The sequence below is a fragment of the Novosphingobium sp. 32-60-15 genome (genome assembly GCF_002280675.1).
Classification (GTDB): Bacteria; Pseudomonadota; Alphaproteobacteria; order Sphingomonadales; family Sphingomonadaceae; genus Novosphingobium.
In genome coordinates this window covers 1-26,635 of sequence record NZ_NCEN01000023.1, presented here as the reverse complement: position 1 = coordinate 26,635, position 26,635 = coordinate 1, and the positions used below count along the sequence as shown (strand labels likewise).

The window sequence follows — 26,635 nt, the reverse complement described above, 5'->3', positions numbered from 1 at the left end:
AGAGCATGATGGAACGCCCACGTTATTCGCTTGAGGGCCGCATTGCTTTGATTACCGGCGCATCTTCCGGCCTTGGGGCGCATTTTGCGCGGCTCTATGCGGCGGCAGGGGCAGCAGTTGTGGTCGGCGCGCGGCGGGTGGAGCGCGTGAACGCGCTGGTGGACGAGATCAACGGCGCCGGCGGCAAGGCGCTGGCTGTGGTGCTGGACGTGACGGATGAGGCATCGATCATCGCGGCGTTTGATGCAGCAGAAGCGGCGATTGGTGTGCCCGATGTGGTTCTGGCCAATGCAGGGGTCGTGGGGGCCGGACGGGCTATTGACGTAGAGGCAGTTACGGTGCGCCGCGTAGTCGATACCAATTTCAACGGGGTCTATCTAACGGCGCGTGAAGGCGCGCGGCGGATGATTGCGGCGGGATCAAAGCAGAGCGAGCGGGGGCGGATCATCCTGACCGGATCCATTACTGCGCAGATGACCGGCATTGGTGATGCTGCCTATGCCGCGACCAAGCTGGCCGTGCAGCATCTGGGCCGCCAGTTTGCGCGTGAATGGGCGCGGTTGGGGATCAACGTGAACGTGATCCAGCCCGGCTATATCCTGACGGAAATTGATGACGGATGGTTCGAAACCGAGGGCGGCAAGGCGCAGATTGCTTCATGGCCGCGCAAGCGCCTTACCGATATTTCGGCGCTGGATGATATGGTGCTGTTCTTCGGATCGGATGCTTCGCGGCAGGTGACGGGGACGTTCATATCGCTGGATGACGGGCAATCATTGTAGGGGTTTTAAGGAGTTTAAGGGGTTTCGCGCAGAGGCGCAGAGGAAAAAGAGGGCACGGGGGTTAAGTGATAGTCCCTTTTGTACGCAACCTTTGACGTCGCTCCCCCAACTTCGTCATTGCGAGCCCCGCGCAGCGGGGAGAAGCAATCCAGGGCTGTGCGCAAGACGCTCTGGATTGCTGCGCTGCGCTCGCAAAGACGATAGTGAGTTATAGTCGAAAAAGGGTTACGCGGATTGGCGCAGAAAACTTCCAGCGGTCTCTTTTTCCTCTGCGCTTCTGCGCGAAACACTTACTGCTTGGGCAATCCCGCCAACATGTCGGGCGTTAAAACTTGCGGCAATTGGCGCGCATTTCCGCCCGCGGGATACCACAAGTAGAGCGGGACGCCTGCTGCGCCCTGGGTGGTGAGGAATTTGGTTATGGCGGGGTCGCGGCGCGTCCAATCGCCCACCAGCACCACGACGCCTGCTTTTTCAAAGGCTTCACGGGTGGATTCGCGTTCGATCGAGGTGCCTTCGTTGACTTTGCACGAGAGGCACCAGTCGGCGGTGAAATAGGCGAAGACGGGCTTTCCGCTTTGGCGGGCCTGTGCCAGCGCGGCCTCGGTGAACGGCTTGGCGGCGAGGAGGCCGCCGGTTTCGCCCGCGCCAGCAGTGGCGAGGCGGGGCGCTGCGGCGAAGGCCACGGCGGCAAGCGCGAGGGTTGCTGGCGCGACCCAGCGGGCGACCGCGCGGCCTTGGCGTTGGCCCTTTCCGGCAAAGGCCAGCACGACGATGAAGGCGGCGGACAGCGCGATGGCGGCGGCGGCGAAAGTTTCACCGCCCAAACGCCATGCCAGCCAGCCGAGCGCCAGCGCGGTGAGCGCCATGGGCACGGCCATGATCCGGCGGAAGCGGTCCATCCATGCGCCGGGTTTGGGCAGCAGGCCGCGCAGTTTCGGGATATATCCCAAAAGCAGGAACGGCAAAGCAAGGCCGAGGCCGAGCGCGGCAAAGACGCCAAGCGCAGCCCACCACGGCAGGACCAGCGCCGCGCCCATGGCGGCGGCCATGAACGGGCCAGTGCAGGGCGTGGCGACGAAGGCGGCAAGCAGGCCGGTGGCAAATGCGCCCGATGATCCCGCGCCGCGTTCAATCGAAAGGCCGGGAAGTTCGAACAGGCCTGCAAAGTTGGCGGTGATGGCGACGGCGAGCAGCAGGAGCACTGCGACAACGCCGGGTTCCTGCAACTGGAATGCCCAGCCCACTTGCTCTCCGCCAGCGCGCAGGGCTAGCATGATGCCGCCCAGCGCAAGGCAGGCGAGGATCACGCCGCCGGTATAGGCAAGGCCTTCAGCCTTGGCGTTGTGCGAATTGCCGCGCGCAAGGGCCAAAGCTTTAAGGCTGAGGATCGGGAACACGCAGGGCATGACGTTGAGGACCAACCCGCCGAGGAACGCGCCGATCAGCGCAAGGCCAAGGGCATAGGCAGAAAAGGCAGTGCCGCCCACTTCATCGCCGCCGGTGGGCACGGTGCCAGGGTCGGCAGCGAAAGCTATGCCGCCTGCGTCCTTGCCCATGGACAGGACGCCTTCGACTTTGGCCGGGGTGGCAGAGCCTTGGCCCAAGGGCACTTCGACCACCAGCACATCACCATTGCGGAAGAAGCGCTGCGGGGCGGCGTAATCGGCCAGACGTTCGGTCGAAAGGAACAGGTGCGGGGCATCGAGCGGTGCGCTGGCCGGGAAGGGCAAGGCCACACGCACGGATTTGGGGCCGAGCGCGAAAGTGCCAGCGCGGTCCAGCGGAGCGGGCAGGGCCGCGCGCCAGCCTTCGAAACGCCCGTCCTTTGCGCCAGTGCCGATGGTTATCGTGCCAGACAAATCGGCGCGTTCAGGCACACAGATAGTATCGGTGCAGACCAGCCATTGCGCCTTGACCTTTATCGGCAGCAGCGTGCCGGGGCGGGCCGTGGCGGGGATTTTGAGGGGGACGAGCACCGCATAATCGTGTTCGTAAATGTGGTTCATCAGCCCCTGAATCAGCAGGGTTTGCGGCACGGGGAACTGCATGGGCCCGGCGGTGGTGCCTGCGGGCAGGGTCCAATCGAGGGTGAGGCCATAGCCCGCATCGCCGGGGTTGGACCAATAGCCGTGCCAACCCGCTTCGGGTTGCATCAGCAGCGCCAGCGTGACGGTTTCACCCGGAGCAACCGGGCCTTCTGCCAGAAGCGAGGCGCGCATGTGATTGGGCGCGGCGCGGGCGGGTGCAATTGCCAAGCCGAGCGAAAGCCACAAGGCCGTCACAAACATCGCTATAGTGCGCAGTGTCAGCGTGATGGTCATAGTGTTTCAAACAGCCTTTGGGCCACGAAATCCCCTTGAACCAGAACGCCCCCGGGGCCATGCGTAACGCTCTTGGGGCGTCCTACGATTGGCCTTGGCCCAAGTCCAGTCTGCGTGCCCAATGGAGTATGTTCTGCGTGATGACCTTTGCCCGCAAAGCCGCCGTGTTGCTTGCCGCTATGGCCCTGCCAATCGTGCCTGTGATGGCGCAGGACGTTGTTCCTGCTGTGTCACAAAAGGTGCCTGCCAATGCACCCAGGCTTGTGGTTGCCATCGCCATCGACCAGCTTTCGTCTGATATCTTTGCGCAATACCGTCAGCGGTTTACCGGCGGCTTTGCGCGATTGACGAGCGGGGCGGTATTTCCGGCGGGCTATCAAAGCCATGCGGCGACAGAAACCTGCCCCGGCCATTCCACCATCCTGACCGGCAACCGTCCGGCGCACACCGGAATCATCGCCAATTCATGGATCGACCAATCGGTCATGGTCGGGCCGAAGCTGGTATATTGTGCCGAGGACGTTTCAAAGCGCAAGGCGGGGTCGTCTGAATATGTGGCATCGGTCAACCATATGCTGGTGCCGACGCTGGGCGATTTGCTGAAGCAGATCAATCCGGCGGCGCGCAATATTGCGGTTTCGGGCAAGGATCGCGGCGCTTTGATGATGGGCGGGCGTGATCTTGATCAGGTCTATTGGTGGAAGGGCAAGGCCTTTGCCACGCTTGAAGGCCGGGCGTTGGGCACATCGGCTGTGGCGCAAAATGCCGAGACTTCCACAGTTTTGGCCAAGGGTGCGCCGGCATTTGCGTTACCGGCATGGTGCGGGCGCAATGATCGTGCGGTGCAGGCCGGTGCGTCGACGGTGGGCACGGACCGGTTCGCGCTGAAGGCCGGGAACGCCGATGCTTTCCGCGTTTCGCCACGGCTGGACCGCGCCACGCTTGATCTGGCGGTAAAGCTGGTGGACGAGGAGAAGCTGGGCAAAGATGCTGTGCCCGACGTGCTTTCGATTAGCCTTTCGGCCACGGACTATGTTGGCCACGCCACCGGCACTGAAGGCACGGAAATGTGCATCCAGTTGACGCAGTTGGATATTGCGCTGGGCGATTTCTTTGCGAGCCTTGATAAACGCGGGATCGATTATGCGGTGGTGCTGACCGCCGATCACGGCGGGTTTGATTTGCCCGAGCGTTTGCAGGAGCAGGCGCTGGAAGCATCGGCGCGGGTTTCAACCGAGGTTTCGTCCGAAGCGCTATCGGCCACTTTGGGCAAGCGTTACGGGGTTGAAGCCAAGGGCCTGATCCTGTCGGATGGTCCATCGGGCGATTATTGGGTGCGCACCGATGTGGCCCCCGGCCTTAAAGGCAAGATCGTGGATGATGCCAAGACGATCCTTGAAGCCCAGCCCCAAGTTGAAGTGGTGCTGACCGCTGCCGAGATTGCTGCCACGCCCATGCCAACGCGTTCGCCCGAAGCGTGGACATTGGCGCAGCGCGCGCGCGCTTCGTATAACCCGCTGCATTCGGGCGATTTTGTGGTGTTTTTGAAGCGCGGCGTGGTGCCGATTCCGGCCCCGCGTGCGGGCTATGTGGCGACGCATGGCAGCCCGTGGGATTATGACCGCCGTGTGCCGATGCTGTTCTGGCGCAAGGGGATGACCGGGTTTGAACAGCCCAGCGCGGTTGAAACAGTGGACATTGCGCCCACCCTTGCCGCATTGGTGGGGTTGAAAGTGCCCGAAGGTTCGTTTGACGGACGATGCCTTGATCTGGATGGTGGCACGGGCAATACGTGTGGAGCCGCAAAATGAATGAAGCGCATGCCGATGTCGTAATCCTTGGCGGTGGCCTCGTCGGCATGACTTTGGCGATTGGTCTGGCAAAAGCCGGGATCACGTCGCATGTGGTGGATAATTCGGACCCTGCGGTGCAGACCGCCGAAGGCTTTGATGGCCGCGCTTCGGCAATTTCAACCGCAAGCTGGAACCTGTACCAGCATCTTGGCATGGCCGAGGCACTGGCTCCGCTGGGCTGCCCGATTGCGTCGATTGCGGTGACCGACGGGATGAAGCCGGGGCGGATCGATTTCCAGCCGGGTGAAAGTGACGGGTCGCTTGGGCGGATGTATGCCAATCGCGATTTGCGCGTTGCGATGTATGATGCGGCCGCGCGTGAAGAGGCGATTACCTTTCACCCCAATGCGCATGTGATTACGCGCGAACGCGGTGAGCATGGCGTGAGCGTGACGCTGGCCGATGGTCGCGTGTTGAAGGGGCGGTTGCTGGTGGGGGCCGAGGGCCGCAAATCACCCACGCGCGATGAAGCAGGGTTCACGCCCGCGCGCTGGGATTATGGCCACCGCGCGATCATAGCCGGACTGACGCACGAAAAGCCGCACGGTAATGTGGCGTGGGAAGTGTTCTATCCGGCAGGGCCGTTCGCTTTGCTGCCATTGCTGGATGGCGCGGATGGAGTGCACCGGTCTGCGCTGGTGTGGACGGTGGCGGAAAAGGATGCCGCCGCCGTGCTGGCCATGCCCGATGCGATGTTCCTTGGCGAAGTGGCCACGCGGATGCACAGCATTTTCGGCAAGATCGAACTGGCGAGCCCGCGCACATCATATCCGCTGAATTTCCACCATACCGTGCGGGTCGTGGATGAACGGCTGGCGTTGGTGGGTGATGCGGCGCATGGCATGCACCCGATTGCGGGGCAGGGCCTGAACCTGGGTCTTCGCGATGTGGCGGCGCTGGTCGAAGTGCTGGCAGACGGCGCGCGGCTGGGGCTGGACGTGGGCGATGCGCAGTTGCTGGCGCGTTATGAACGCTGGCGCGCGGCAGATACGTTCATGGTGGCGACGGCAACCGATGTGCTGACGCGTCTGTTTGGCCTGCCGGGACGCGTACCATCGGCCATTCGCCGCTTCGGCATGGCTGGCGTGCAGCGCATGGGGCCGCTGAAGCGCTGGTTCATGGATGAGGCGCGCGGGATGAGCGGCGATTTGCCGAAGTTGCTGAGGGCGGCTTGAGGGGGTCTTGGCCCTCGCCCCTTTAGGGGAGAGGGTTGGGAGAGGGGCCTTTTCACCACACCTTCGCCACGGCATTTCATCCGGGGCGCGCGCTTCTTTTCTTTTTCGCGCAGAGACCGCCAAGAGCGCAGAGATGGGGAGGAGTCTGAAGCCTGCCACCGATCAGCGATCCCCTGTGCCTCCCAACGAAATGTCTCTGCGGCCTTTGCGCTCTGTGCGCGAACCGTTTTTCTTGCCGTCCGCCGCGGAAACAAGCCTAACCCCGGATCAGGTCCGGGGCGATGATAATGGGGATGGCAGCTTTTAATCGCCAACGCAGAATAGCGGACAACCCGACCCTCAAAACGCCCCGTCAGATGCTTCCGGCATCGGGGTAACCTCACCCGTCGGCACGGCACTTGGCGCGGCAACCGGCTGTGCGCCCATAAGCGCTGCGGCCTCGATCTGGTCCAGCGCGCGTTGGGCGGCCATGTAGTCGCGGGCGTGGGCTAGCCAGTCGGTGGCGGTGGTTTGGCCGGGGAGGCGTTCCACTTCGGCGATGGCGGCTTCGACTTTGCCACCGGCGAGGAAGGCGCGGGTGCGTACGATGCGGCTTTCGGGGGCGGGAGAAGGGGCATCGTCGTGACGAATGACGAAAAGGCCGGAGACCTGGCGCGAGAGCCAGGTCCACGTGCCTTCGTCGGGTGAGGCGCCCGCCAGTTGCGGGGCCAGCAGTTCGAATTGTTCGCCAAGTTGGGCAAGGGTGACCGGCGCGGTGCTGGCAGCGATCAGGCGATCAACCGCAGCCCCTTGGCTGGTGCCAAAGCGGGCGCGCAAGGGGGTTTCGATCCAGCCGAGCGGTTGACCGCGTTCCAGCGCGCGGCGCGCGGCAAAGGCGAGCAGCAGCGATTCAGCGCGGGTGGCGTTGCCCGATGCGGCGATGGCTTGCTGGTTCAGTTCTGCCAGCCGTTGTTCCAGCATGGCGACTTTGGTGGAGGCGTCTGCCAGTTGCACTTGCGCGGCGGTTTGGGCAGCAGGAACGGATGGGGCCGGAGGTGCGGCGGTGGTGGGTCCGGTGACGAGTTGGGGCACGCCTTCCGACATATCCACATCGACAAAGCCGTTGCGCCAGCCGAGCCAGGCCATGCCTGCAGCGCCTGCGAGCACGCAGCCTGCGATCAGCGCTGCGATGGTTCGCGTACGCATTCCGCTGCGCCGGGTTTCCCCGTGCGGATTTTGGCCGATGTCCTGCATCCGTTTTTACTTGTCCTGTCGCCCCGAAGTCACACTTACTGGCACATTCGTACGGCCAGTGCCAGCAAGTCCGCATCGGTTCTTTGCGTTGCAACCCTAATGTCTGCCCAGCCATGGCCAGCAAGGCTGGCGATGCGCGGGGCAAGGCACGCAAGATAGACACGATTGCGAGCAATTCCAAGGCGTTCGCACTCATCCGCGAAATGGCGGGCCGCTTCGCCCGAGTGCAACAGGACGACGCAGGTTTGTTCAAGCAGCGCCGCCAGTTGTGATGAAATCGGGCGGGAAAGTGCGGCGTAGACCACTTCTGTGGCGATTCGCACGCCTGCTGGCGGGGTGAGGGTTACGCGATCTTCGCCTGCCAATCGCAAATAATGGCCGGGGGGCAGGGTTTCGACTGTGGGCTGTAATCCGCCCTCGCCGATATGGCTTACGGCAAAGCCTGCCGCGCGCGCGGCCTCAGCCGTTGTGGCACCAACGGCCATGACGGGGACAGATTTGAAGGCCGACAACTGTGGGCCGCCGTGGCGGAAGATATTGGCGCTGCCTGCAAGGATCGCGTCGAACGGGCCTTGGGGTGCTTGCCATGGGACTGCCGCGATTTCGAACAACGGGAAGCTGTGCGCAGCAAGGCCGAGCCGGTTTGCAGCTTCCCGCGTGGCAGCGTTGCCGGGTTCGGGCCGTAAAATGATGAGCGGCAGGGGGATCAGCCCGCTCCGTGGAAGTGCACGCGAATCGTGTCGGGCGCTTGCTCCAGCAGATGATGCGCAAGGCGGGCGGGGGCTTCGAAATCGGCGGGACCAAAGGTTTCGCTGGCTTCGACCCGTTCCACACCATCGGGGCTGAAGATGGCGGCGCGCATGGTGAGAGATGCATCGTTATGCGTGGTGAGCACCGCGATGGGGCTATGGCAATTGCCGCCAAGGGCCAGCAGAAGCGCGCGCTCGGCGCGGATGGCATCGTGGCTGGGCTTGTCGTCAATGGCGGCAAGCCATGCGCGCACGTCGGTGCGGCCTTCAAGGCATTCTATGCCTATGGCGCCTTGCGCAGGGGCGGGCATCCATTCGCTTTCCGAAAGCGGCTGGCCAACGCCGGTTTCGCCAAGGCGTTGCAGACCAGCAGCGGCGAGCAGGGTGACATCGGCTTCCCCTGCTTCCAGCTTGGCGAGGCGTGTGGCGACATTGCCGCGAAAGCCGACAACGGTAAGGTCAGGTCTGGCGTGGAGCATGAGCGCGGCACGGCGCGGCGCGCTGGTGCCGACGCGCGCGCCGGGTGGGATGGCTTGGATGGAGGCCGCACCCACCAGAACGTCGCGCACGTCGGCACGCGGAAGAACGGCGGCGATCACGAATTCTTCAGGGCGGACGGTTTCAACGTCTTTCATCGAATGGACGGCAAAATCGATTTCGCCGGTAAACAGCCATGCGTCGAGTTCCTTGGTCCACAGCGCCTTGCCGCCGATATCGGCCAAAGGGCGATCGAGGATCTTGTCGCCGCTGGCGGTGACGGGGACCAGTTCCACCATCGATTCGGGCCAGCCATGCGCGGCGCAAAGGCGTGCGCGCGTCTCATAAGCTTGTGCCATGGCAAGGGGAGAGCGGCGTGTGCCGAGCTTAAGCGGCTGCGCGGGCAGGCCGGGGGTTGAAGAACTGTTCATGCACCGCTTGCTGTAAACGGGATTATCTTTAGAGGAAAGCGCCTGATGGCCCTGATCCTTGGCATAGAATCCAGTTGCGATGAAACCGCCGCCGCGGTGATCGACAGCAATGGCACGACGCTTGAGAAGCGGATCGTGGCGCAGCGCATTGCTTCGCAAGACGATGTGCACCGGCCCTATGGTGGGGTTGTGCCTGAAATTGCGGCGCGGGCGCATGTCGAAGTTTTGGCGCCGATGATCGCGGCGGTGCTGGCCGATGCGGGGCTGGGGCTGGCGGACATGGACGCGATTGCGGCGACGGCAGGGCCGGGGCTGATTGGCGGGGTGATGGTGGGGCTGGTGACCGGCAAAGCGCTGGCGATGGCAGCAGGCAAGCCCTTGATTGCGGTCAATCATCTGGAAGGGCACGCCTTATCGCCAAGGCTGGCTGATCCCGATTTGCAATATCCCTATTTGCTGCTGCTGGTTTCTGGCGGGCATTGCCAGATTCTGGAAGTGGCGGGCGTGGGCCAGTATCGACGCCTTGCCACGACGATTGACGATGCGCTGGGCGAGGCATTTGACAAGACCGCCAAGATCCTCGGCCTTGGCTATCCCGGCGGGCCTGCGGTGGAGCGGATGGCGCGCGAGGGCGATGCCAAGGCGTTGCGCCTGCCGCGTCCGCTGGTGGGCAGCGGGGAGGTACACTTTTCGTTCGCGGGGCTGAAAAGCGCGGTGATGCGGGCCAAGGACGCGGGGCTTTATGCCGATGCGGATATTGCAGCCTCGTTTCAACAGGCGGCGATTGATTGTGTGATCGATCGCACGCGAATCGCGCTGGGGGCGGCTTCTGCGGGGATGACCGCGTTGGTGGTGGCAGGCGGCGTGGCGGCCAATGCGGCGCTGCGCGGGAGCCTTGAGGCTTTGGCAGGAGCGCACGGGCTGGCGCTGGTTGCGCCGCCGCCGAAGCTGTGCACAGACAATGCTGCGATGATCGGCTGGGCGGGCGCAGAGCGGTTTGCTTTGGGATATGTCGATGCGCTGGACGTGGCGGCGCGTCCGCGCTGGCCGCTGGATGACAATGCCGCGCCGGTGCGCGGGGCAGGGGTGAAGGCATGAGCGTGGAAGTGGGCGTCGTCGGTGCGGGAGCCTGGGGCACGGCGCTGGCGCAAATGCTGGCGAGCGACGGGCGCGAGGTGCTGTTGTGGGCGCGCGAGCCGGAGTTGGTGAGCGAGATTAATGCGGACCGGCGTAACAGTCTGTTCCTGCCATCAGCCACGCTGCATGCTTCGATCCGGGCAACGGGCGATTTGGCCGAAATGGCCGATGTGCCGGTGCTGTTGCTGGTGACGCCTGCGCAACATCTGGCGCGTGTGCTGGGCGGGATTGGCCATCGCGGCGGTGACGTGGTGCTGTGTTCCAAAGGGATCGAGGCGGGGACGGGCCGGTTGATGGCCGATGTGGCGCGCGATGCTGCGCCGGACGCCAGCCTTGCGGTACTGTCTGGCCCTACGTTCGCGCATGAAGTGGCGGCGGGATTGCCGACGGCAGTGACGCTGGCCTGTGCGGGCGGGGAAGCGCAGTGGCAGCGGCTGTCGCCCGCCATCGCACGGCCAGCATTCCGGCCCTATTATTCCGATGACGTGACGGGTGCGGAAATTGGCGGCGCAGTGAAAAACGTGCTGGCGATTGCCTGCGGCGTTGTGGACGGGCTGCACCTCGGCCAAAATGCGCGGGCGGCGCTGATCAGCCGTGGCTTTGCCGAAATGCAGCGGTTCGGCTTTGCTTTGGGGGCCAAGCCGGAAACGCTTTCGGGGCTTTCGGGATTGGGCGATCTGGTGCTGACATGTTCATCCACTTCCAGCCGCAATTTCTCGCTGGGCAAAGCGCTGGGCGAAGGGGCTATTGCGGCTGACGTGTTGGGCCAGCAAACGACCGTGGCCGAAGGCGCATTTACTGCACCGGTATTGGCGGAACTGGCCAATGAGCGCGGGATTTCGATGCCGATTGTGGATGCTGTGGTGAGCCTGCTGAAAGGCACTGCGCCTGCGCGCGAAGTGGTTGCTGGGTTGCTGTCGCGTCCGTTGAAGGCGGAAAATCCGCTTGTCTGATACTGCGCCTCCTTCCGGTCAGCAGGATATCGCCGCGCTTGCCAAGGGCGGGCGGACGAATTTTCTGGGCTTTTTGCTCCGCTTGCTGGCGCGCATTCCGTTCCTGATCATTGCCAGCCGCCTCTATGGCGCGCCTGCAATGGGGCGTTTTGCATCGGCGCTGGTGATGGTCGAATTTGCGGGAATGCTGGCAACGCTGGGGCAAAAGCGGGGGTTGGCGCAGCGTCTGGCCGAAGGCGACCAGCATCCGGCCAATACGGTGGGCGATGCGATCCTGCTGGCGATGGGGCTTTCATTGGGCATGGGCGCATTGATCTATGCTTTCCCGGAATCGATGTACCCAACCGGCAACTTCACGATGGCAGACCGGTTGCTGGTGCTTTCGATTCCCGGCCTTGCGTTGGGCGATCTGGCGCTGGCGGCGCTGGCCTATCGCTTTGATGTGGCAACGACGGTGCGCGCGCGTTCGGTGGTGGAACCGTGGACGATTTCCATCGCGGCGGGCGTGTTCTTTCTGGTGTGGCCCGCTTCAGGCTTGAGCCTTGCCTTTCTGCTTTCGGTATGGGCGGCGACCGGCGTGGCGCTGTTTGCCTTGGTGCGGTCCTATGGTTTGCCCAAGGCGTGGCAGCCGCGTCCGGGATTGCTGTGGCAGATTGCCAAACGCAACATTCCGCTCGCAGGGGCCGATGCGGTGGAATGGGGTACGCGCAAGCTCGACGTATTTATCCTGCGCTTCTTCGTGGGTGAGGCTCCGCTGGGGATTTACTATTTCGCACAACAGTTTGCGTCACTGCCTCAGAAGCTGAAAACCAGTTTCGAGCCGGTGCTGGGGCCGGTGATCACGCGCAGTGTGAAGGACAAGGATTACGCCGCGATTGCCAAGCAGGTGTGCCAGGTTGGCTTCTGGATCACCGCAGCGCAAGTTGGCATCGCAATGGCGCTGGGTATTCCCGGTGAAGGATTGATGGGGCTTGGCGGGCCGGAGTTTGTGGCGGGCACGGCGGCGCTGGTGTTCCTGCTGGTGGCCGAAGTCGTGGCTTCGAAGGCGGTCGTCAGTGAGGCGGCGCTGGTCTACCTCGCGCGCATCCGCAACTTGTGGGTCAGCCTAGCGACGATTGCTTTTCAGGCCGTGCTGACCATCGGTTTGATCATTCTGGCGCGCAATGCAGGGCTGGGGCCGATGTATGTGGCGGCGGCGGCGGCATTGGCGCTGGCGCTGTCGCTGGGGCTGGCCTCGATGGTGAAATCACGCATGCTGGCGCGCATTCTGGGGCAGAGCATCAGCAACTGGCGCTGGGGTTTGGCGTGGGCTGTCATCCCCGCAGCCGCGCTGGGCGTTGGCGTGACATGGCTGCCGGAATGGGCCGAAATGGCGCTGGGCATTCCTGCCATTCTGGGAATTTATTGCTATATGTTGTGGGTCCGATCATTCGGGCCGGAAGACCGCGTGCTGTTCCGTAAACAGCAGGCTGTGTAATACGCATCAGGGGTTTGCCATGCTCGCATTAATCGAAGCCAATCAACTGGTTCTGGGCGGGATCGTTCTGCTGATCGCGCTGGTGGTGTGGTGGGTGTGGGGCCGTTCGAAAGCGGCTCCGGCCAAGCGCGAATATACCGATGTCCTTTCGGAAGGCGCAGCGCCTGCGCAACGCAACAACGCGCTGATTGACGCGCCTAGTGCTGCGGCGCTGGTAACGCCGCCGCCCGGTGTGGGCACAATGGCCGGGATTGGCGAGATTGTGGCGCATGCTGCGGCAGAGGAAGTGGCCGATGTTGTGCCCGTGGCGACAGCTTCGGCAGGCGATGATCTGGGCCGGATCAAGGGCGTGGGGCCGAAGCTGAAGGCTTTGCTGACGTCGCTGGGCGTGACCAGCTATGCCCAGATTGCGGCTTGGGGGGATGAGGACATTGCGCGGATTGATGCGCAATTGGGATCGTTCGCGGGCCGTGCTGTGCGGGATAACTGGGTGGAGCAGGCAAAGCTTTTGGCCAGCGGCGATGCTGCGGCCTATGAGGCGAAGTTCGGCAAGATTTGATTTTTTGGCCACCCAACCCCGTTCGCTCGACACGAACAGATGGGGTTAGTCGGCGGTAGAGGCAGGGGTTATCGGCTCTGCGGCGCTTGTTGGCGCAGCACCTCTGCATCGTGTGACCACGTCTTGCGCCGCGCCTCCTGCGGAAACCTTGATCATGCCTGCGCCCGGAAGCGTGCCGGTAAAGGCCCCGCCAAGGACGTCAGCGCGCGCATCGTCTGCGGCCAGACGGCCCTGCCACAAATAGCCGCGCTGGCCGGGAATGGCGGTGGCATCGACCGGCAGCCGCAAGATGCCTTCGCTGCCGACAAGCGCAAACAGCGCCTGCGCGCCAATGGGCGCAAAGGCGTGGCGGGTGACGACCAGCACGCCGGCGCGGCAGGCGACGGACACCAGCGGCGTTTCACCCGGATGGCCGAACCGCGCGGATTGGCCATCTGCCGAAGCAGCCCAGACCGGCGTGGAAGCAGCGTCCTTCACCCCCGGCAAAGCCTCGCCTTCCGGCATAGCCATCCGAACCGCGTTATCCGGCGCACCTTCGCGGATGGGTGGAGCGGGGGATTTGGAACAGGCGGCAAGGGTGAGTGCGAGGGCGGCGGTGATCAGGCGCATGTTATTTCCGCCAATATTGCGGGGTGGGATTGCGCCACCATGATTTTCCGTCCTTGTTTGACGTCCACGGGTCGACCAGATCCCAGCGTTTTCCGGCAAAGCGCAAGAGGTCTTGTCCTGATTGGAGGGTCTGCTTGACCCGACGACGCAACTTGCGGGCAGATTTCGCTTTCCACCAAGCGTCGCTTTCAGCACCGGTCATTCCGGAAATGGGAGTGTGGCGTCGGCTGCGGGCCATAGTGGGCCTCAACGGGCGGCGTAAATCGCGGGGCGATAACGGGGTTCGGGGATCGCCAGATTGCATTCGCGGGCCGTTTCCAGCCAGAGTTCAATCGCAACTTCAGCTTCGGCTAGCGCTTCTGACGGCGTTTCGCCATGGGCCGAACAGGGGCGAAGGTCTGGAACGTCGGCGATCCAGCAATCGTCGTCGGCAGACCAGAACACATTGATATGATAGTGGTGCGCGTTCATTCGTCCAGCTTCAAGCCCAATTCCTCGATCATATCAAGAAACTGCTGAACTTGATAGGGCTTCGCTTCCTTGCCGCGCGGCTGGATGATCAAGGGGCGCGGAGCGGCGGGGTGATGCCATGATTGGTGGCTGCCCTTGGTGCGCACATGGGTGAACCCGAAGGCGGTTAGCAACCGTTCGAATTCGCGGAAGGCGATGGACTGTCGCGGGTTGGCGAGGAGCCGTGTGAAGAGTTTGTCGAGTTGGGTCATGGCTGCGGTTCCTTGGACACACAGACCTTAACTGGTGGAGTAGGGGTGGCGCGAGTCACGAGGCGGCATTTCCCACAACCCGAAGTCTAAGATGATAAACTCAATGGTTTAAAGTTTCTGATAGGGCCTGCACGACCTTATCGACTCCATTCACTTCCCCCACTTCTTCTGGCTCTTGCCGTAGCGCGTCTTGCGCGTCCCCGGTTTGCCCTCGTTGCTTCGGCCCACAATAGGGGCTTTGTATTCACCTGCTGGCAGGCCGAGCTCCGTCGCTTCCATCCGCCTGATCTCATCGCGCAAACGTCCGGCTTCCTCGAACTCCAAGTCAGCTGCCGCCGCGCGCATGCGTTTTTCGAGGTCTTCGATGTAGCCGCGCAGGTTGTGGCCGACGAGGTTGTTGACGCCGTCATCAGCGATATCGACCAGCACACCGTCGCGGCTGGCGGTGTCTGCCATGATGTTGTGGATGTCGCGGATGATCGATTGCGGCGTGATGCCGTGGAGTTCGTTGTACGCCTGTTGGCGGGTGCGGCGGCGGTCGGTCTCGGCGATGGCGCGTTCCATGGAGCCGGTCATCCGGTCAGCATAGAGGATGACGCGGCCATCGACGTTGCGGGCGGCGCGGCCGATGGTCTGGATGAGTGAGGTTTCAGAGCGGAGGAAGCCTTCCTTGTCGGCGTCCAGGATGCAGACGAGGCCGCATTCGGGGATGTCGAGGCCTTCGCGCAGGAGGTTGATGCCGACGAGCACATCATAGACGCCAAGGCGCAGATCGCGGATCAGTTCGATGCGTTCGAGTGTTTCGACGTCTGAGTGCATGTAGCGCACGCGCAGGCCCGCTTCGTGCATGAATTCGGTGAGGTCTTCGGCCATGCGCTTGGTTAGCGTGGTGACGAGTGTGCGGTAGCCGTTGGCGGCGACCTTTTTGCATTCGGTGATGCAGTCCTGCACTTGATCTTCGACCGGGCGGATTTCGACCGGCGGATCGATCAATCCGGTGGGGCGGATGACCTGTTCGGCAAAGACGCCGCCCGATTGCTCCATCTCCCATGCGGCGGGCGTGGCCGAGACTGCGATGGTCTGCGGGCGCATTGCGTCCCATTCGTTGAAGCGCAAGGGGCGGTTATCAATGCAACTGGGCAGGCGGAAGCCGTATTCGGCCAGCGTCATCTTGCGGCGGTGGTCCCCGCGCGCCATCGCGCCGATTTGCGGCACGGTCTGGTGGCTTTCATCGAGGAACAGCAGGGCGTTTTCGGGCAGGTATTCGAACAGGGTTGGCGGCGGTTCGCCGGGCAGGCGTCCGGTAAGGAAGCGGCTGTAGTTTTCAATGCCTGCGCAGGAGCCGGTGGCGGCGATCATTTCGAGGTCGAAATTGGTGCGCTGTTCGAGGCGCTGGGCTTCGAGCAGTTTGCCTTCGATTTCGAGTTCCTTGAGCCGTTCGGTGAGTTCGAAGCGGATTGCGCTGGCGGCCTGTTGCATGGTGGGGCCGGGGGTGACGTAGTGCGAATTGGCGTAGACGCGCACGCTTTCGAGCTTGTTGCCGCTCTTGCCCGTAAGTGGATCAAATTCGGCGATGGATTCTACCTCGTCGCCGAAGAAGCTGATGCGCCATGCGGTGTCATCATAGTGCGAGGGGAAGATTTCGAGGTTATCGCCGCGCACACGGAAGTTGCCACGACCAAAGCCGAGATCGTTGCGCTTGTATTGCAGGGCGACGAGTTTGCGGATGATTTCGCCGCTGTCGACGGTGCTGCCGACTTTCAGATCGAAGATCATGGCAGAATAGGTTTCGACCGAGCCGATGCCGTAAATGCACGAGACCGAGGCGACGATGATCACGTCATCGCGTTCAAGCAACGAGCGGGTGGCCGAATGCCGCATCCGGTCAATCGCTTCGTTGGTAGAGCTTTCTTTCTCGATGTAAGTATCCGAGCGGGGGACGTAGGCTTCGGGCTGGTAGTAATCGTAGTACGAGACGAAATATTCCACCGCGTTTTCGGGGAAAAAGCTTTTCATTTCGCCATAGAGTTGTGCGGCGAGGATCTTGTTGGGGGCAAGGATCAGGGCGGGGCGCTGTACCTCTTCGATGACTTTGGCCATCGTGAAGGTCTTGCCCGAACCGGTGACGCCGAGCAGGACTTGCGTCATATCGCCTTCGCCGCCGTTCTGCCCGCGAATCCCTGCGACGAGTTCGGCGATGGCGGTGGGCTGATCGCCTGCGGGCTGGTATTCCGAGACGACCTTGAAGGGCCTGCCGCCTTCGACCTTGTCAGGGCGGGCGGGGCGGTGCGGCACGAAAGTGCCCGATGTGTCGGGCTCTTCGAGTCCCCTGCGGATAACGAGTTCGGCCATGAGTGCGATATGGGGAACAAACCACGCCCGTGCAACCTGCATACAAGCGCGTGAAGAAGACCCACTGGCGCTTTGTTTCGAGACTGCTAGCTTGGGCTCGAACCAGTGGAGGAGAGTCCGATGCGTGCTGCCTATGCCCTGTTGCTTGCCGCTGCCTTGTCTGCCTGCGGGGATGACAAGGTCGTTGAAAAGAAGGACGCCTCAACCGCTGAAGTGGCCAAGTCTGTCGCTGATGCCGGGATGAAGTTGAAGCCCGGCCGGTGGGAACTGACGATGAATTTCGCCAAGTTCGAAGTGGAAGGCATGCCGCTTGAAGCCCAGAAGGCGATGGAACAGATGATGGGGAAAGGCCGCACGTACGCCAGCTGCCTGACCAAGGAAGAGGCCGAAAAGCCCGACGGTTCGTTCTTTGGTCAGGAAGGTACGGACTGCCGGTACGATACGTTCACGATGGGCGGCGGCAAAGTTGACGCGACCATGACGTGCAAGGGCCAAGGAGCTGATGGTACGGCAGAGGCCAAGATGAAGCTGGCGGGGACGTACAGCCCGGATAGCTATGACATGACAATGGACATGCAAGGCGCCGCGCCCAATGGCAAAACCATGAACATGACAATGGCGATTGCGTCCAAGCACGTGGGCGATTGCAAGGGGGATGAGCAATCTTGATGTGTGTGCCCTGATAAGGTCCGGGCCGATGGGGAGACTGGCAGCGCTGCATACTCCTCTCAACTACGGCTAGGCAGCAAGCTGCCAAGCCTGCGTATCTCTCCCCTTGAGGGGAGAGAGCAGGGATTTGGCATATTGGAACCGGTTGGATTTTGCCTACGCAGCTTGAAGACATTTTTAAGAACCTTGACGATTATGTGAAACATTTCTGAAATGCTGGCGTTCATCGGGAGTTAGGCCGAAAGAGTGCACACAATGGAAATGATGATCGGACAACAGCAAGCTGCGGGCAGCAAAGGGCAATGGATTGCCCGGGCCGCCGTGCTGCGCGATGAAATCGTGCGGCGGCGTGCGCTGGCGTTTGAGACGCGTCCTGCCGGGTCACGCGGTCCGGCTTGGGAACGCTTCGTTGGCGAATTGCGCACACCGATTGAGCATTGGCAAGCCACGCGGCGTCCGCGCTTGGCGCAAGTGCCAAGCGGCCCGTCGCGCGCGGTGATGCTGCTGCCCGGATTCGGCACGCATCCGGCGCGGATGAAGCCACTGGCGCGAGTGCTGCAAGATGCAGGGCACCGGGTGAGCGATTGGGGTCTCGGCTTCAATTTCGGGCCGAGCGAAGAACGGTTCGAGCGACTGTGCCAACGTGTGGTGGCCATGGCGCGCAAAGAAGGCGAGCCGTTGGTGTTGGTCGGCTGGAGCCTTGGCGGCATCTTTGCCCGCGAAGTGGCGCGTAAGCACCCCGAGTCGGTGCGGCTGGTCATCACGATGGGCACCCCGTTTTCGGGTGACCGCCGCGCCAACAATGCCTGGCGGGCTTATCAACTGATCGCTGGCCATTCCGTGGACGAACCGCCGATCGGTCGCGAGATGGCGGTCAAGCCACCGGTGCCGACTGTGGCGCTGTGGAGCGCGCGCGATGGCATTGTTTCGCCACGTTCTGCTTGTGGACGCAAGGATGAGCGTGATCTGGCTGTGCCAATGCGCTGTACGCACTTGGGCTTTGCCGCACATCCCGATGTGGCAGCGATGGTCAATCGGCTGATCAACGCATACTGAACTGGCATCGCCAGACCATCATTACAATTTGACGCCAAATTTATTTCGCAAGTGCAACATGCATGCGCTTGGCAAACCCGATTCGTTGTGCAAGCTTGAGCACCAGACGGGATGTGCCTATGAAAAAAACCTTGCCCTTGTCATATGACGAGATGCTCGATGCCGATGGATCGGTGCGCTCTGCCTATGCCGGTTACTGCCAATGGCATGATGAACAACCAGCCGACTTGTTGCGGCGCAAAGGCAGTGAGGCTGAGGCCTTCTTTCGCCGCACCGGAATTACCTTTAATGTCTATGGGAACGAGGATGCCGAAGAGCGGCTGATCCCGTTCGATATGGTCCCCCGGATCATCACCGCACAGCAATGGCGCAAATTGTCGCGCGGGATTGAACAGCGGGTGCGGGCGCTCAACGCCTTTTTGCACGATCTGTATCACCGTCAGGAAATTGTGCGGTCGGGCCGCCTGCCTGCGCGCTTGTTGAAAAACAACGTGGCGTTCCTGCCTGAAATGGTTGGCTTCACGCCGCCGGGCGGGGTTTACACGCATATTGTCGGGATCGACCTTGTCCGCACGGGCGAGGATGATTTCATGGTGCTGGAGGACAACGCCCGCACTCCGTCCGGTGTCTCCTATATGTTGGAGAACCGCGAGACGATGATGGCGATGTTCCCGGAATTGTTCACGCGGGTGCGTGTGCGTGAAGTTTCGGATTATCCGCGTCGCTTGGCCCGCAGCCTTGCCGCCTGCGCGCCGCCTGCGTGTGACCGCAAAAAGCCACTCGTTGCGGTGCTGACGCCGGGGATTTATAACTCGGCCTATTTCGAGCATGCGTTTCTGGCCGACCAGATGGGCGCAGAACTGGTTGAAGGCAGCGATTTGCGGGTGGAGAACGGCCGCATCGCGATGCGCACCACGCGCGGGTATGAGCCGATTGACGTCCTGTACCGCCGGGTTGACGATGAATATCTTGATCCACTTACGTTCAACCCGAACAGCGTGCTGGGTGTCACGGGGATAATGGACGTTTACCGGGCGGGCGGGATTACCATCGCCAATGCGCCCGGAACGGGAATTGCCGATGACAAGGCGATCTACTCGTTCATGCCCGAAATCGTCGAGTTCTATACTGGTGAAAAGCCGATATTGCAGAACGTGCCGACATGGCGCTGCTCTGAACCCGAAGCGCTGAAGTACGTGCTGGATAACCTGGCCGAGCTGGTGGTGAAGGAAGTCCACGGATCGGGCGGCTATGGCATGTTGATCGGGCCGACATCGTCCAAGCGGGAACTGGTGGCGTTTGAGGCAAAGCTGCGGGCGCGGCCCGAGAATTACATCGCGCAGCCAACGCTGGCGCTTTCTACCGTGCCGATTCTGACCAAGGCAGGGCTTGCGCCGCGCCATGTGGATTTGCGGCCGTTCGTGCTGGTCAGCCCCAACGGCATAGACATTACGCCGGGCGGGCTGACGCGGGTCGCGCTGAAAAAGGGATCGCTGGTGGTGAACTCGTCGCAAGGTGGTGGCACCAAAGACAGCTGGGTACTGGACGACTGATGTTAGGTAGATCGGCAAACGGCATCTTCTGGTTGTTCCGCTATCTTGAACGGGCGGAAAACATTTCGCGCCTGATCGAGGCGGGCTTTCGCATGGCATTGACGCGGTCTGCGTCTGACGCGACGGACGAATGGCGCTCGCTCATCGTTACGCTGGGGCTGCGCCAAGCGTTCGAGGCGCGGCACGGGACCGAATATACCGGCCCGCATGTGTTCAACTTTATCCTGCGCGACAAGGATAACCCCGGCAGCATCATGGCGATTACCGAAGGCGCACGGACCAATGCGCGCATGGTGCGCGGCGGGATCACGCGCGAGGTGTGGGAATCAGTCAACGACGGCTGGATGCAATTGCGCGATGCGCTGGCGCGGCCCGTAACCGAAACGCGGCTGGGCGCGGTGCTGGATCTGGTCCGCCGCCAGTCAACGCAAGTGCGCGGGGCCATGGAAGGTACCATGCTGCGCAACGAAATTTACAACTTTGCGCGGATGGGCAGTTTTATCGAACGCGCTGATAATACCGCGCGTATTCTTGACGTGAAGTATTACGTGCTGCTGCCATCGGTGTCCTATGTCGGATCAAGCCTTGATAACGTGCAGTGGGAAAATGTGCTGCGATCAGTGGCCGGGGAGCGCGCCTATCGTTGGTTGAATGCCGGACGTATGGACCCGCGCGGCATTGCCGAGTTCCTGATCCTTGACGGACGGTTCCCGCGCAGTCTGGCGTTTTGCTATTCAAAGCTGCGGTCAAACCTTGCCAGCCTTGCGCGCGAATATGGCAATGAAATGCACAGCCATGAAATCTTGCGCGATGCCGATTGCCAATTTCACACTGCGACAATCGAAGGTATTTTCGAACAAGGCTTGCACGAATTTATCGGCAAGTTCATCCGCGCCAATACCGCGCTAGCGCTGCAAATTCAGCGCGATTACCGCTTTACAGAATAAGGCCGCCAATGCGCATCGCCGTTGACCATACCACGCATTACGTGTTTTCCGGACCCGTCAGCCGCGGGCTACAGCGCTTGCGCCTCATGCCCAAGACGTCATCCGGGCAGCGCGTGATCCAATGGAACATGTCGTTCGAAGGTGCGCATCTTCAGGTGGAATACGAAGACCCCAACTGCAATCACGTTTCGCTGATCTCGTTCGATCCGGGTGCCAGCGAAGTGACGATCCGCTGCGAAGGCTTGATCGATACCAACGATGAATCAGGCATTATAGGTCGCCATTCTGGCTTTATGCCGATGTGGCAGTTCCTGGAACAGACCGATTTGACAAGGGTCGGGCCACGCGCGCGCAGCCTGCTGACAGGGTTGCCGTCCGAGGCCAATACGCTGACATCATTGCACAACCTTTCGGCCTTGATCCGCGATCGCGTGGAATATGCCGCCGGTCATACCGATTCTGCCACGACGGCGGAGGGCGTTCTGGCCGCAGGGCGCGGGGTGTGTCAGGACCACGCGCATGTCTTTATAGGCGCGGCGCGTGCGCTGGGCATTCCGGCGCGCTATGTCAGCGGTTATCTTATGATGGACGACCGGATTGAACAGGATGCCGGCCATGCCTGGGCCGAAGCGCATGTCGAAGGGCTGGGCTGGGTCGGTTTCGACATCTCGAACGGGATTAGTCCTGATGCGCGGTATGTCCGCGTGGCGACCGGGCGGGATTACAAGGACGCAGCCCCCATCACCGGCATACGATATGGCGCGCGGGACGAGGCCATGCATGTAAAGCTTGCAGTAGAACAACACCACGTTCAGCAATAAATCTGCTATACCAAATTAACGCCGGATTCGGCCAAAAGCTGTAAACAGCACCACGGACAGGGAAAATCGGGGCAAGGCAATGACGTACTGCGTGGGAATGGTGCTCGACAAGGGACTTGTCCTGATGAGCGATACCCGCACCAATTCGGGCGTCGACAATATTTCGGTGTTCCGCAAGATGTTTCACTGGTCTGTGCCGGGTGAGCGGCAGATAACGATCATGACCGCTGGCAACCTCGCCACGACCCAGGCCGTGATCTCCCAGCTTGAAGAGCGCAACAAGGCACCTTGCGACCGTCGCCCGTCCATTCTTGATGCACCGACGATGTTTCAGGTTGCCACCCAGGTGGGCGGCTTGTTGCGCAGCGTGATCGCGGGGCGCCAGGAAGGTGGCATGGAATCCGAAGGGCCGCGCTTTACCGCGTCGATGATTGTGGCAGGCCAGATCAAGGACATGGAACCGCGCTTGTTCATGATCTATCCCGAAGGCAACTTCATCGAGGCCAGCTTTGACACGCCGTTTTTCCAGATAGGCGAAACCAAGTACGGCCGCCCGATCCTGTTGCGCGGGTATGACCGGACGATGAGCTTTGAAGATGCGGTCAAGCTGCTGATGGTATCTTTCGATTCAACGCTGGCCGCCAATCTTTCGGTCGGTTTGCCGTTCGACCTTATGGTTATCGAACGCGACCGGTTTGAGCCTCTGCACCACCGTCGCATCCTTGCCAGCGACCCTTACTTCAAGGCAATCTCATCAAGTTGGAGCGAAGCGTTAAGGCAGGCCTTCCACTCCTTGCCCGGTTACAACTTCACACAAGATGGTGAAGAGGCAGACAAAGTCTGAAGCGGTGCTATCGGGTTTCCGGCGCGCTTGGGGCGGTGTTTGTGGTTAACATCGCCTTTCCAAAAATTGCTGCAATGCCATGCGCTTAGCTAAAATTTGATGCAGACGGTTGCTGGGAATGCGCAACGCATAAGGGAATGATCCGTTCCCGAAGCGATACTCCTAAGCAAAAACCTGTATGTTTGTCTGAATCTCCCCGATAATCGGTTCATTCCGAAACAAACATTTGTGGCTTTATTTTGCAGACCAGTGACTTAGTCTGTCCATGGCTGAACGCGTAACACTCCACATCCTTGATGGTCACACCGCCCGCAGGGCCCAGTTGGCACGCCTTGCGTTCGCCGCTGGGCATCATGCCGAGATTTATGCAAACGCCGATGAGCTTCTGGCGCATGCGCCATCAGGCGGTCTGGTGCTTGCCCAGGACGATCCGGTGGGGGAAGGTATCCCCAACCTGATTGCGGCCATGATGCGCGCCGGGCACTGGTTGCCGGTCATCGCGATTGCGGAAACACCCGAAACATCGGCTGTGGTTCGCGCCATCAAAGCAGGCGCGCTGGATTATCTGGCAATGCCATCGCAGATCGCGCCTTTGAATGAAGCGGTATCGCAAGCCGCACGTGAAGCGGATTCATTCCGTGCCCAGCGTGCCCGCGCAGCAGAAGCCCGCCAGCGTATTTCGCGGCTCAGCTCACGCGAACGCGAAGTGCTTGATCGCCTTGCCGAAGGTTGCAGCAACAAGGCGATTGCGCGGGAACTTGATATCAGCCCGCGGACTGTGGAAATCCATCGCATGAAGATGATGGGCAAACTTGGCGCGCGCCACGCCGCCGAAGCCGTCCGCTTGCGGATCGAGGCTACCGGCCTGGATGATATCGCGGCTTAAGCCTTCAAGCGACAAGCATAATGTGAAAAGGCGGGGCAAATGCTCCGCCTTTTTCGTTTGAACTTACCGGCAAAGCGGACGCATCGCGCTTGATTCCAGATGCAAATGATCGCGGTGCGCGGCGTTGTATTCCGGCGAAAGCACCGTGCCGAAACGCTTGCAGCCGCTATCGCGGATGGTCCGCAGAAATGCGCGGACTTGAGGCGAGGGTGAATTCCAATCGTTCAGGACACTAATCCGGCGCCCGTCGGCAAGGCGGAAGGCGGCGACATCAACAGCATTGGCCGTGGCGTGCGCCGAAAGCCTGCCCGTTCCGGCCACATTGCGGCAAGAATAGCTGCCCATCGTCTCGATCCGGGCGAGTGGGCTGCCAAGGATTTGCCGTGCCGCGCGGTCAACCCCGAAGCGCGCCCAATTCTGCATCGCATTGGCCAGGGGGCACGATACCGGACCCAGATTGGTCACATCCAGCCGCCCTGCATCTCCGCTGAGCCAGCCCAGCTTGACCGTGCCGAGTGTTGCGCAGCCCGCCCCGAAAAAGCGGTCTGCCAGAGGGGTAAAGTTCGCTTGCGTCGCACCCAGACTGGCAAGGCAGGCACGTCCCTGCGGCGTCTGGGTAATCGACGCGCCGGTGTCGCGCGATGGAGGCTGGCGGGCGCTATCAGGCGAACCGGCACAGCCGGCCACCAGCGCAGCCCCGATGATTGCGGTAAGAACCCTCATGCTCATTGGCAAAACCTGCCACAACACGGTTAGCGACGCGTTAACAACGCGTTAGACTGTGCCCGATGAGAGGTGGAATCCGGCAATGGTGGGCGCTGACGGGCTCGAACCGCCGACCCTCTCGGTGTAAACGAGATGCTCTACCAACTGAGCTAAGCGCCCGCTCTCGCGGAAGTGGCGCTATTGCTGCATTTTTCGCGTTCGTCAATGCCTGATTAGCGGAATGGTGAGGCAGCGATGGGCGTCTGTTTGCATCCAGAGTCCCGAAATAGTCCCGAAGGAGATTTGACCCGAGACAGTTGGTTTGAAAACCATTAGGCAGAGGCTCGCCATAAAACAATCGTGGCGATGATCTAGCAGAGGAGGCTCTCACGCAGTCACTCGCTAATCGGAAGTGCAGCATTCAAAACGCCAGTTGATCGTCAGGCTTTCCAAGTGGCTTTAAGCCAAAACCCTATATAAACTGAACAGGCTTGTTGCGGTCAATAGAACGCCGACCATCGCCATGAGCCGCTTTGCCGAAATCCTTTTTGCAATAACGGCTCCGAGCGGTGCTGCCAAAAGACCACCTATGATCAGACCGACAGCGGCGATTGTGAACGCCTGCAGGCCAAGCGTCAGGATGAAGGTGATCGAGATTGTTGTGGTGAGAAAGAACTCGGCCGTGTTGACGGTGCCGATGGTTGTGCGTGGCTCGGTCCCCTGAACCAGTAAGTTTGAAGTTACCACCGGCCCCCAACCGCCGCCGCCCACAGCATCCAGAAATCCGCCAACAAGCCCCAAGGGTTCGACAACTTTGGCAGCCTTGTGTTCGTGGCCATGGTCCATTTCCCAAGCACGCCACAACAGATAGAACCCGATGCCCGACAAATAGGCCATGATGAACGGCTTGATCACGTCGCCGTCAATATTTGTGAGGAGGTAGGCGCCGCCGATACCACCAATCATTCCGGGAATGGCGAGGCGGGCAAAAAGCCGCCAGTTCACGTTTTTGTGTAGCACGTGACTGATTGCGGAGGCTGCGGTGGTAAAGCTCTCAACCAGATGCACACTGGCTGAAGCGCGCGCGGGGGCAAGCCCCATCACACTCACGAGCAGCGTATTCGTCAGCACGCCAAACGCCATGCCTAATGCACCATCGATCAGTTGCGCAAAGAATCCTACGGCGATGAAGGGAAGGATTGCCTGAATATGTTCAACAGTCAGCTCTGGAAGCGGAAACATAGTTAGGCTTTCTGGAATAGGGGCAGTGTGGAGGGCTCGGCACGATTTGCCTGATCTATGCCTTCAAGCCAATCGGCAATCATTGATTGACCAGCTGCCACGACAATGGGGCCGAATTGTTCATGAGCTGCGCGCAGATCGCTTTCGGTGCCTCCTGCTTCGACAACGGATTCCGGCCACTCTTCAATCCATGCGTTGAACCGCTCATCGCGGCCCATTTCAGCGTGGAACTGGAGCGCAAGAAGGTTCGCGCCGCGACGGAAAGCTTGATGATCATACACATGGCTGGAGGCCAGCAATTCAACCCCATTCGGCAAATCAAACGTGTCGCCATGCCAATGCAACACCGGAACCTCGACCAAGTGCCGCAATGGTCCATCAATGGCGTTGTCGTGGATACGCACCGGGTGGAAGCCGACTTCCTTGGCAGGGCCGGGATAGACACGAGCACCCAAAGCTGCGGCTATCATTTGCGCGCCGAAGCATACGCCAAGCGTTGGCCGGTCCGCTTCAAGGCGTTTGGCCAGGCGGCGCAGCTGGCATGAGATCCAGGGGTGTTGGTCCTGTTCGTAGAAGCCCATCGGACCGCCCATCATGATCAACAGATCATGATGGCAAAGATCGATTTGCGAAAAGCCGGGATCGCTGACGTCGACGCGATCCACCTGATAGCCTGCTGCTTCAATCGGATCGCGGAACCCGGCAACCCCTTCGTAGGGAACGTGCCGGATGATCAGGGCAGTCTTCTGTTTCATTGGGTCTTTCGTCAAAGCAGCGGACCGGATCGACATGCACAATCCGGCCCGCTGTCGGCTTAGAACGAGTACTTGATCGTTCCGCCGAAGGTGCGTGGATCGCCGACTTGGCCCGCGACAAGGCCGGTGTTGCCGCCGGTGCCAGCCAGCAGGAGTTCGATGTAGTTCTGGTCAAATGCGTTGCGCACCCAGCCGAACACATCGAAACGGTCGGTGCGGAAGCCCGCGCGGAAGTTGTGGATCGAATAGCCATCGACGTTGGTATAGATCGACGGCGACGGGTTGGATGACCAGCTTGAACGGTAGCTGGCATCATAGCCGAGG

General features: G+C 61.3%; 26 protein-coding genes, 1 tRNA gene and 1 pseudogene. 14 read left to right on the top strand and 14 right to left on the bottom strand.

Translation table 11 applies throughout. The features are described 5' to 3' along the window. Nucleotides 1–5: 5 nt before the first annotated feature. Nucleotides 6–782, top strand: a complete 777-nt coding sequence (locus B7Y89_RS14855; RefSeq protein ID WP_366416288.1) for an SDR family NAD(P)-dependent oxidoreductase — start codon at nt 6–8, stop codon at nt 780–782. Between the two features lie 290 nt (nt 783–1,072). Here B7Y89_RS14855 and B7Y89_RS14850 read toward each other — a convergent pair whose 3' ends face one another. Next, nucleotides 1,073–3,106, bottom strand: coding sequence for a protein-disulfide reductase DsbD domain-containing protein (locus tag B7Y89_RS14850; RefSeq protein ID WP_292939278.1), 2,034 nt, complete (start codon nt 3,104–3,106; stop codon nt 1,073–1,075). Between the two features lie 140 nt (nt 3,107–3,246). Here B7Y89_RS14850 and B7Y89_RS14845 point away from each other — a divergent pair, with 140 nt between their 5' ends. Beyond that, nucleotides 3,247–4,917, top strand: a complete 1,671-nt coding sequence (locus B7Y89_RS14845) for an alkaline phosphatase family protein (protein WP_292939324.1) — start codon at nt 3,247–3,249, stop codon at nt 4,915–4,917. Further along, entirely contained in the window at nt 4,914–6,134 is a 1,221-nt protein-coding gene (locus tag B7Y89_RS14840; protein WP_292939277.1) for a UbiH/UbiF/VisC/COQ6 family ubiquinone biosynthesis hydroxylase, read from the top strand. Before B7Y89_RS14845 ends, B7Y89_RS14840 begins: the two co-directional genes overlap by 4 nt. A gap of 339 nt (nt 6,135–6,473) precedes the next feature. Here B7Y89_RS14840 and B7Y89_RS14835 read toward each other — a convergent pair whose 3' ends face one another. From B7Y89_RS14835 to hemC, 3 genes are all read right to left on the bottom strand, one after another. Then, nucleotides 6,474–7,319: a hypothetical protein gene (locus B7Y89_RS14835; protein ID WP_292939276.1), complete on the bottom strand. Its 846-nt coding sequence runs from the start codon at nt 7,317–7,319 to the stop codon at nt 6,474–6,476. A gap of 83 nt (nt 7,320–7,402) precedes the next feature. Then, a complete protein-coding gene (locus tag B7Y89_RS14830; protein ID WP_366416306.1) occupies nt 7,403–8,056 on the bottom strand; it encodes a uroporphyrinogen-III synthase in 654 nt (217 codons plus the stop codon). Nucleotides 8,057–8,073: 17 nt separating this feature from the next. Next, the gene (hemC, locus tag B7Y89_RS14825) at nt 8,074–9,024 is read right to left on the bottom strand and encodes a hydroxymethylbilane synthase (protein ID WP_292939275.1); all 951 of its coding nucleotides are present in this window, start codon (nt 9,022–9,024) and stop codon (nt 8,074–8,076) included. 45 nt (nt 9,025–9,069) lie between these two features. On the opposite strand from hemC, the gene tsaD reads away from it, so the two are divergent. Genes tsaD through B7Y89_RS14805 form a run of 4 tightly spaced genes read left to right on the top strand, consistent with a single transcriptional unit; the run spans nt 9,070 to nt 13,150 of the window. Further along, nucleotides 9,070–10,122, top strand: coding sequence for a tRNA (adenosine(37)-N6)-threonylcarbamoyltransferase complex transferase subunit TsaD (tsaD, locus tag B7Y89_RS14820; RefSeq protein ID WP_292939274.1), 1,053 nt, complete (start codon nt 9,070–9,072; stop codon nt 10,120–10,122). Next, nucleotides 10,119–11,114, top strand: a complete 996-nt coding sequence (locus B7Y89_RS14815) for an NAD(P)H-dependent glycerol-3-phosphate dehydrogenase (RefSeq protein ID WP_292939273.1) — start codon at nt 10,119–10,121, stop codon at nt 11,112–11,114. Before tsaD ends, B7Y89_RS14815 begins: the two co-directional genes overlap by 4 nt. Next, nucleotides 11,107–12,591 carry a lipopolysaccharide biosynthesis protein gene (locus tag B7Y89_RS14810; RefSeq protein WP_292939272.1) on the top strand — a complete coding sequence of 495 codons (1,485 nt, stop codon included), beginning with the start codon at nt 11,107–11,109 and terminating at the stop codon, nt 12,589–12,591. The genes B7Y89_RS14815 and B7Y89_RS14810 overlap by 8 nt, the downstream gene beginning before the upstream one ends. Nucleotides 12,592–12,610: 19 nt before the next feature. Further along, nucleotides 12,611–13,150: a hypothetical protein gene (locus B7Y89_RS14805; protein WP_292939271.1), complete on the top strand. Its 540-nt coding sequence runs from the start codon at nt 12,611–12,613 to the stop codon at nt 13,148–13,150. A gap of 45 nt (nt 13,151–13,195) precedes the next feature. Here the strand turns inward: B7Y89_RS14805 and B7Y89_RS14800 are convergent, their stop codons facing one another. From B7Y89_RS14800 to uvrB, 5 genes are all read right to left on the bottom strand, one after another. Then, nucleotides 13,196–13,759: a hypothetical protein gene (locus tag B7Y89_RS14800; protein ID WP_292939270.1), complete on the bottom strand. Its 564-nt coding sequence runs from the start codon at nt 13,757–13,759 to the stop codon at nt 13,196–13,198. A gap of 1 nt (nt 13,760) precedes the next feature. Then, nucleotides 13,761–13,961, bottom strand: coding sequence for a hypothetical protein (locus tag B7Y89_RS14795; RefSeq protein ID WP_292939269.1), 201 nt, complete (start codon nt 13,959–13,961; stop codon nt 13,761–13,763). A 44-nt stretch (nt 13,962–14,005) separates the two neighbouring features. Next, on the bottom strand, nt 14,006–14,230 hold the full coding sequence (locus B7Y89_RS14790; RefSeq protein ID WP_292939268.1) for a type II toxin-antitoxin system HicB family antitoxin: 225 nt from the start codon (nt 14,228–14,230) through the stop codon (nt 14,006–14,008). Continuing rightward, nucleotides 14,227–14,481, bottom strand: a complete 255-nt coding sequence (locus B7Y89_RS14785; protein WP_292939267.1) for a type II toxin-antitoxin system HicA family toxin — start codon at nt 14,479–14,481, stop codon at nt 14,227–14,229. Before B7Y89_RS14785 ends, B7Y89_RS14790 begins: the two co-directional genes overlap by 4 nt. A gap of 150 nt (nt 14,482–14,631) precedes the next feature. Beyond that, a complete protein-coding gene (gene uvrB, locus B7Y89_RS14780) occupies nt 14,632–16,833 on the bottom strand; it encodes an excinuclease ABC subunit UvrB (protein ID WP_292939266.1) in 2,202 nt (733 codons plus the stop codon). A 120-nt stretch (nt 16,834–16,953) separates the two neighbouring features. On the opposite strand from uvrB, the gene B7Y89_RS14775 reads away from it, so the two are divergent. From B7Y89_RS14775 to B7Y89_RS14745, 7 genes are all read left to right on the top strand, one after another. Next, complete coding sequence (locus B7Y89_RS14775; protein WP_292939265.1) at nt 16,954–17,502, top strand: DUF3617 domain-containing protein; 549 nt, start codon at nt 16,954–16,956, stop codon at nt 17,500–17,502. 264 nt (nt 17,503–17,766) lie between these two features. Next, complete coding sequence (locus tag B7Y89_RS14770; RefSeq protein ID WP_292939322.1) at nt 17,767–18,558, top strand: alpha/beta fold hydrolase; 792 nt, start codon at nt 17,767–17,769, stop codon at nt 18,556–18,558. A gap of 119 nt (nt 18,559–18,677) precedes the next feature. Then, on the top strand, nt 18,678–20,111 hold the full coding sequence (locus B7Y89_RS14765; protein WP_292939264.1) for a circularly permuted type 2 ATP-grasp protein: 1,434 nt from the start codon (nt 18,678–18,680) through the stop codon (nt 20,109–20,111). Then, nucleotides 20,111–21,058 carry an alpha-E domain-containing protein gene (locus B7Y89_RS14760; protein WP_292939263.1) on the top strand — a complete coding sequence of 316 codons (948 nt, stop codon included), beginning with the start codon at nt 20,111–20,113 and terminating at the stop codon, nt 21,056–21,058. The genes B7Y89_RS14765 and B7Y89_RS14760 overlap by 1 nt, the downstream gene beginning before the upstream one ends. Before the next feature lie 8 nt (nt 21,059–21,066). After that, entirely contained in the window at nt 21,067–21,879 is an 813-nt protein-coding gene (locus tag B7Y89_RS14755) for a transglutaminase family protein (RefSeq protein ID WP_292939262.1), read from the top strand. Between the two features lie 79 nt (nt 21,880–21,958). Beyond that, nucleotides 21,959–22,723 carry a proteasome-type protease gene (locus B7Y89_RS14750; protein ID WP_292939261.1) on the top strand — a complete coding sequence of 255 codons (765 nt, stop codon included), beginning with the start codon at nt 21,959–21,961 and terminating at the stop codon, nt 22,721–22,723. Nucleotides 22,724–22,988: 265 nt separating this feature from the next. Then, a complete protein-coding gene (locus B7Y89_RS14745) occupies nt 22,989–23,609 on the top strand; it encodes a LuxR C-terminal-related transcriptional regulator (RefSeq protein ID WP_292939260.1) in 621 nt (206 codons plus the stop codon). 63 nt (nt 23,610–23,672) lie between these two features. Here the strand turns inward: B7Y89_RS14745 and B7Y89_RS14740 are convergent, their stop codons facing one another. From B7Y89_RS14740 to B7Y89_RS14720, 5 genes and pseudogenes are all read right to left on the bottom strand, one after another. After that, nucleotides 23,673–24,332 carry an extensin family protein gene (locus B7Y89_RS14740; RefSeq protein WP_292939259.1) on the bottom strand — a complete coding sequence of 220 codons (660 nt, stop codon included), beginning with the start codon at nt 24,330–24,332 and terminating at the stop codon, nt 23,673–23,675. A gap of 86 nt (nt 24,333–24,418) precedes the next feature. Further along, nucleotides 24,419–24,494: transfer RNA gene (locus B7Y89_RS14735), tRNA-Val, on the bottom strand. Between the two features lie 279 nt (nt 24,495–24,773). Then, nucleotides 24,774–25,556, bottom strand: a complete 783-nt coding sequence (locus B7Y89_RS14730; protein WP_292939258.1) for a sulfite exporter TauE/SafE family protein — start codon at nt 25,554–25,556, stop codon at nt 24,774–24,776. A gap of 2 nt (nt 25,557–25,558) precedes the next feature. Then, nucleotides 25,559–26,311, bottom strand: coding sequence for a glutamine amidotransferase (locus tag B7Y89_RS14725; protein WP_292939257.1), 753 nt, complete (start codon nt 26,309–26,311; stop codon nt 25,559–25,561). A 59-nt stretch (nt 26,312–26,370) separates the two neighbouring features. Then, a pseudogene (locus B7Y89_RS14720) lies at nt 26,371–26,635 on the bottom strand (TonB-dependent receptor); the annotation flags it as partial.